This is a genomic window from Serinicoccus chungangensis (assembly GCF_001483745.1).
GTDB classification, from domain to species: domain Bacteria; phylum Actinomycetota; class Actinomycetes; order Actinomycetales; family Dermatophilaceae; genus Ornithinicoccus; species Ornithinicoccus chungangensis_A.
The window spans coordinates 1-4,998 of the sequence record NZ_LQBL01000024.1 but is presented as its reverse complement, the minus strand read 5'-3'; the positions used below and the strand labels follow the sequence as shown (position 1 = coordinate 4,998).

Below are 4,998 nucleotides of genomic sequence, written 5' to 3'. Positions count from 1 at the left end.
AAGCACGTGTCCGCCAACAGGGAGATTGGCATGTCCGCTAGCAGACTGTCGACGGCGCTCCAAAATTGGACGATTACGGCGGCGCCGCTATTGTCTACTTTTCAAGCGCCGCCGACAGCCGATCTCGCGACGTCGAGACGAGCCGCCGACGTGGACGGCGGGGAGGGGCGAGCGGTCTAGGCTTGCGGAGGACCCAGGGGTGTCGGACGAACTTGGACCGCTGTCCGCCAGGTCGTCCCGGCTGCTGGGTATGCGACTTTCCTCCTGCAGGGGAGCGGCCCGCGTGGCGGCCAAGACGAGTCATGAGGCGCCAGCCATGATGCACGTATGCTGCACGAAACGGCCCGAAGGTCCATTTTCCGGCTGTTTGTGCAGGTCAGGACGTTGTGGTGGGGAGTCTTGTAAATAGGTGGTTGAGGGTTCGAGTCCCTTCGCCAGCTCTGAGATCGCTTGTGGCGCAGGCGAATCGGGCTTAGCAGTAGGAAGCGTGCTCATCTGCGTGAAAAACAGGTTGGTCGACTCCTCCTGCGCCTCTGACCTGCAGTTTTGTGGGCATTGAGAACCGGGGTGCCACGCCCTTCTAATTCACTGATGCACGTATGCTGCACGCTCGGCGGGGTGGGGCGTTGTGCTCGGGACGTGCGTTTTGGCCGCCTATCGCCTGCCTGCGCGTCGGCGCGCAACCGGGTAGGCGGCAGGAACGAGGCCCGCCTCAGGTTGGGACCGTGCTGCGTCATCCGCCGTGGTCGACCGCCACTCACGCTCGGTTCGTGCTCACCCATCGGGTCGTTCCGCCCCACCGTCGCGTGTCTATGCAGGTCAGGTCGAGGCGCCCGGGTCGCGGACGAGCTCCCTTGAGCCCGGGTTATGCCCAAGGGCCTCGACGAGCAACGGTCGCAGGACACCACCGTCGGCGCCTCTCAGCACCGGTACTGCTTGGTCACCCTGGTGCTGAGTGGTGGTCTCGGGCGTGCCTGGTCTCACCTGGCGCAGGGCGATGGCAGCGACACGGTCCGGGTGGGCCCGAGTCAGGTCTTCGTAGAGCACCGGGTCGTGCTCGCCGTCGTCCCCGACGAGGACCCAGGTCACGTTCGGCAGGTCCTCGACCAGACGGGCCAGCGAGGACGATTTGTGCTGGCGGCCGTCGCGGAACCACCGGGTGGGTGTCATACCCCAGTCGGTCATGAGTACCGTCCCTGCGGGGAAGTCGTTGCGCTGCAAGAACCTCGAGACCGGACCGGCCAGGTTCCACGGCCCGTTGGACAGGTACACCACCGGCGGGTGGTCCTGCCCCTCCACCGCGGTGCGTAGCAGGTGCGCCATGCCCGGCACCGCGCGCCGGGTCGCGCTGGTACCGCTGAGGGTGCGCCACGCCGCCCGTAGCGGGTGAGAGATGCCGGTCACCCAGACCGTGTCGTCGATGTCGCACACCACCCCTCGCACCGGCCCAGGGTTGGCGGCGTGGACGTTTGCCGGCACCGGATCACGCCCCTGCACAGACACCCGTGCCTGTACCGTCCCCGGCTCCAGCTGCCTCCCCAGCTCCAGACCTGCGTCGATGATGCCGGCCCCGTCGCTGACGACCGTCGTCCTTGCCCCGTCCAGCTCGATGAGGACGTCGGTGCCGGGGCGCTCCAACGTCATCAGCCGACGCCACCCTGCAATGCCACGCCGGGCCGAAGGGTCCACCGACGCCGGGGCCAGGACGATCCGTGCCAGCACGCGGGCACGCTCAGCACAGGCATACCCGGAGTACGGAAGGACCGCTGGGCACCACCCTTGGTCGAGAGCACGGCGCACCAGTAGTTCGCGCAGGCCGGTCTCGGCCCGGTAGGCCACCGCGACCGCGCCTGTGCGCAACCGAGACAGAGCGCTGGAGTGTCGAGGCATCCGCCCACGCTAGTCGTCCTCTGGCCCGAGCGGGTGCTCACTTGGCCCCGGCTACCCACTACCGGCCGGTGACGCGTCCGGCTCGCGGGCGACTCGAGGGCAGCGCAGGGTGAACGAGGAACAGTTGCCAACGACAGGAGCCTGCGATGGGTATCGGCGACAAGATGGAGAACACGTTCTACAAGGCCAAGGGCCAGGCGAAGGAGTCCTACGGCGAGGCCACCGACGACACGTCGATGGAAGCCGAGGGCAAGACCGACCAGGCTGGCGCCGACCTCCACCAGGGCGCCGAGAACACTAAGGACACCTTCAAGGACGGCTCCTGACAGACCAGAGTCGGACCAGGGTCTCGGGCCCGGCTCCGAAGAGCTCAGAGGGTGGGCACACCAGACGTGTGCCCACCCTCTCCCTTGCCCACGGTGAGGAAATTGCCCACCCCGCAGAGGCGGACAACGTGCCTCCCACCATCGCAAGAGGACCATCATGACGCGTGTGAAGATGGGTCGATGAAGACGCTCATCCTCGTCCTGCTCGCCCTCTGGCTCGTGTTCGCCGTGCTCGGGGCGGTGCTCGAGGGCCTGTTCTGGCTGACGGTCATCGGCCTGGTGGCCTTCGCTGCCACCGCCGCGTGGGGGTGGCTCAAGCTGCGTCGCTGAGGGCCCGGCGCACCGGGTTCGCGCCGCAGCCTCAGCCCGAGACGTCCGGGTCGATGGCGGGGTCGACGAGCAGCTAACCCGGCAAGGCCCGGTGCATGATGTCCAAGACGCTCACCACACCGTGGGTGCGCTCGGGCCCGGCCACCACGCTGACGAGCAGGCCGCTCACCTGTTCACGCATCCGCACCTGGGGTCGACGGCGCTGCGCAACGCCACTGACCAGCGGTTTGCGAGCCACTGCAGTGCCAGGGTGTTCCGGCCGGCGTGGGGGGCAGCACGTCGGGTGAGGTGCACGATGTTGTGGTGCCGCTGCCCGCGTGAGCGGGCAGCGGCAGGATGGGTCCGGCTCAACCGGTGGCGCCCTGGAGGAGGGTCTCCATCTCGTCGATCTCTGCTTCCTGGCTCTCCGCGATGTCTTCGGCCAGTGCGATGGCCTCGGGGTTGAGGCCGTCATCTACCTGTGTCTGCGCCATGGTGATGGCCCCGTTGTGGTGCTCGATCATCATCTCCAGCCACATGGAGTCGAACTGGGAACCTTCCGCGCTGTCCAGGTCCTCCATGTCCTCGGGCGTCATCATGCCCTCCATCTGCGAGTGGTCCATGTCGCCCATGCCGCCGTGGTCCCCGGTCTCGGGCACGTCCTCGCCCCAGGCCTGCAACCAGCCGGTCATGGTCTCGATCTCGGGCGCCTGGGCTTCCTGGATCCGTTCAGCGAGCTCCATGACGTCGGGGCCGCCTTGCCTGAGGGCCATGTCGGACATCTCGACCGCCTGTTGGTGGTGAGGGATCATCTCGGTGGCGAACTGGACGTCGGCGTCGTTGTGTTCTTCGGACGCGACCGTGGTGGCCGGGCCCTGTCCGGTATCAGCAGTGCACGCGGAGATGGTGAAGAGGGCCGCGAGGGCCATGGTGGGCATGCTTTTCGTTCGGGTGGCGCGGTTCATGGTTTCTCTGCTTTCGTCGCAGGTGGTTCAGGAGGTGGAACGGGCCGGGGAGAGTCTCGGCCCGTCGTCGCCTTCTAGACCCGCATGACGCAGAGCCCGTGGAGTGATACCGCCTTCCGGGGTGGAGAGAGTCTCGGCGCCCCTGACGTGCTCGTATGCGGTGCGCGACCCCGCGTCAAGCGCACACACCCGCCGCGTGCCAACAAGGGGGAGATCGCCACCGCGGCAGCGCAGAGGACTGCGAGACAGGTCGTGGCCCAGTGCGTGTGTTCTGTGCCGTGGCCCTGCTGGTCCTCGTCGTGCACAGGCCTCGCATGACCGTCTTGGTGACCGTTGGCGTCTGCGGCGTTCAGCTGAACGGCGATGGGCGCGGGTTGTTCTGCGCCGTGCGGCAGTACCGGTCGTGCGTGGGTGACGTCGACACCGTGCATGAAGACCAGCGCCACCAGCAGGCCTCCGAAGGCCAGCACGCGTAGGCAGAGGTTGTGCAGCCTGGAAGGAGAAGGTGCGCCATGCCCTGGCGTCGGGTCCAGGGCCGGGGCGGAGCGGGGCTGCACCCCCTCAGAGTACGAGAAGCCTCTCGCGGGCGGGCCGGTCGGCCACCCGACCCGGTCCCCGACGGACTGAGGTCTGCATCCCAGATGTCGAGCGGTGCCCGGATCGCCCTGGAGGCGGTTGGCGGTGTGAGGTCGATCACCCTGCCGGTCACTGCACTGCCCCGTGGAGGCGCAACTTCCCAGGTCAGGACGTTGTGTCGCCGCTGTCAGCAGCAGGGATCCCACGCCGTCGTTACCTGTTCGTGACATTAGGTCCAGCCCTGTGTACCCTCGGGGTGTCCTCCTCCCTGGGGGGACCCCCGAGCGCGACTGCCTAGTCCTGTCCGCGCGTCGATCGGGGCCGTGGCACGTATGACACCGCTTTGACAGAGCGGGGGAACCACCTCTGGAGCCGTCCCTGCGGCTCCTCGGGGCGACGGACCGGCTTGTCCGGTCCAGGGGCACTCCAGCCCGAAGCCCGACAGCTCACCCCGTAGGCACTGGAGGATCTACATGACGCAGCGCACCACCGGCCGCCACCGTCGGCCCGGTCGTCTTCGCACGACCAGCACCACCCTGACCCGCACGGCGGCCGTGGCCGCGACGTCGACCGGCCTGCTGGCCGGTGCGGCGCTCAGCGCCAGCGCAGCACCCGAGGTGCCCCAGGACCGTGACGGGCTGCTCCGTCTCGGNNCCGGAGCCCGCGGCCCCGGCCGAGCCGGCCGTGCAGTCCCAGCCCGAGCCCGCCGCGGCCCCCGCCCCGACCGGCGGTGTCCTGGGTGTCGCCGCTGGCTTGGTGGGCACGCCATACCAGTGGGGCGGCAGCACGCCAGCCGGCTTCGACTGCTCGGGCTTCACCAGCTACGTCTTCGCGGCGGTGGGCATCTCCCTGCCTCGCACCGCCGCCGCCCAGCAGGCCGCTGCCACGCCGGTGAGCAACCCGCAGCCCGGCGACCTGGTGTTCTACGGCTA

General features: G+C 68.5%; 6 protein-coding genes and 1 riboswitch. Of the genes, 3 read left to right on the top strand and 3 right to left on the bottom strand.

The annotated features are described in order from the left end of the window. Window positions 1–819: 819 nt before the first annotated feature. A complete protein-coding gene (locus AVL62_RS07095; RefSeq protein WP_201023226.1) occupies window positions 820–1,644 on the bottom strand; it encodes a phosphatase domain-containing protein in 825 nt (274 codons plus the stop codon). A gap of 392 nt (window positions 1,645–2,036) precedes the next feature. Between AVL62_RS07095 and AVL62_RS07090 the strand changes: the two genes are divergently transcribed. Next, window positions 2,037–2,216: a CsbD family protein gene (locus AVL62_RS07090; protein ID WP_058890963.1), complete on the top strand. Its 180-nt coding sequence runs from the start codon at window positions 2,037–2,039 to the stop codon at window positions 2,214–2,216. Window positions 2,217–2,396: 180 nt separating this feature from the next. Then, window positions 2,397–2,546, top strand: coding sequence for a hypothetical protein (locus tag AVL62_RS17525; RefSeq protein ID WP_201023225.1), 150 nt, complete (start codon window positions 2,397–2,399; stop codon window positions 2,544–2,546). A gap of 347 nt (window positions 2,547–2,893) precedes the next feature. Here the strand turns inward: AVL62_RS17525 and AVL62_RS07085 are convergent, their stop codons facing one another. Continuing rightward, window positions 2,894–3,490, bottom strand: coding sequence for a DUF305 domain-containing protein (locus tag AVL62_RS07085; RefSeq protein WP_058890962.1), 597 nt, complete (start codon window positions 3,488–3,490; stop codon window positions 2,894–2,896). Between the two features lie 74 nt (window positions 3,491–3,564). Further along, window positions 3,565–3,921 (bottom strand): hypothetical protein, encoded by a 357-nt coding sequence (locus AVL62_RS18205; RefSeq protein WP_419177484.1) that lies wholly within the window; start codon window positions 3,919–3,921, stop codon window positions 3,565–3,567. Between the two features lie 468 nt (window positions 3,922–4,389). Further along, window positions 4,390–4,541, top strand: a riboswitch (cyclic di-AMP (ydaO/yuaA leader). A 209-nt stretch (window positions 4,542–4,750) separates the two neighbouring features. Here AVL62_RS18205 and AVL62_RS07075 point away from each other — a divergent pair. Then, window positions 4,751–4,998, top strand: a 248-nt coding sequence (locus AVL62_RS07075) for a C40 family peptidase (protein WP_235585584.1), incomplete at its 3' end; no start/stop codon positions are given.

Coding starts and splice junctions, on each gene's coding strand:
- AVL62_RS07095 (WP_201023226.1), bottom strand. CDS start 1,644: ATGACGTTGGAGCGCCCCGGCACCGACGTCCTCATCGAGCTGGACGGG.
- AVL62_RS07090 (WP_058890963.1), top strand. CDS start 2,037: ATGGGTATCGGCGACAAGATGGAGAACACGTTCTACAAGGCCAAGGGC.
- AVL62_RS17525 (WP_201023225.1), top strand. CDS start 2,397: ATGAAGACGCTCATCCTCGTCCTGCTCGCCCTCTGGCTCGTGTTCGCC.
- AVL62_RS07085 (WP_058890962.1), bottom strand. CDS start 3,490: ATGAACCGCGCCACCCGAACGAAAAGCATGCCCACCATGGCCCTCGCG.
- AVL62_RS18205 (WP_419177484.1), bottom strand. CDS start 3,921: ATGCACGGTGTCGACGTCACCCACGCACGACCGGTACTGCCGCACGGC.